The 547-nt window shown below is 36.7% G+C and carries 2 tRNA genes; both read left to right on the top strand.

The features are described from left to right. Nucleotides 1-71: transfer RNA gene (locus tag L2D08_RS23620), tRNA-Asp, on the top strand. A 12-nt stretch (nucleotides 72-83) separates the two neighbouring features. Continuing rightward, a tRNA-Gly gene (locus L2D08_RS23615) sits at nucleotides 84-157 on the top strand. Nucleotides 158-547 lie beyond the last annotated feature (390 nt).

The raw sequence follows: 547 nt of genomic DNA, 5'->3' as shown, positions 1-547 counted from the left end.
GTAGTTCAGTTGGTTAGAATGCCTGCCTGTCACGCAGGAGGTCGCGGGTTCGAGTCCCGTCCGGACCGCCATTTTTACAAAACGCGGGTGTAGTTTAATGGTAAAACCTCAGCCTTCCAAGCTGATGTCGTGGGTTCGATTCCCATCACCCGCTCCATAAGTATGTGCTTTGACATCATTCATCAATCTGTTTAATGGATGAAGAATTTGCGGAATTTGGAAATGTGCAAATTATTATTTCGGAAAAATATTTTTTGTGAATTCCCATTGATTTCGTAAGAAAGCTTGTGTTATATTATGGATCTGCCAGTAAATAAGGCGGATCAAACAAATTGATTTACATTTTCACCATTTTGAATGAATAATATTTTTTCTTTTAAGGTGTTGACTTGTAAACGAGTAAATGATATGATTATTTAGCTGTCGGATACGACGGTAAAGAGAATTGATCTTTGAAAACTGAACAAAATAAACGTCAACGTTTTAAATTTTTATCTTCCATTAAAAACACCCCGTGTTTTAATGGAAACAAATGAGCAAGTCAAAC

It is taken from the genome of Domibacillus sp. PGB-M46, assembly GCF_022668875.1.
Taxonomy (GTDB): Bacteria; Bacillota; Bacilli; order Bacillales; family Domibacillaceae; genus Domibacillus.
The sequence above is the reverse complement of the archived record's forward strand: the minus strand, read 5'-3'. Positions and strand labels throughout refer to the sequence as shown.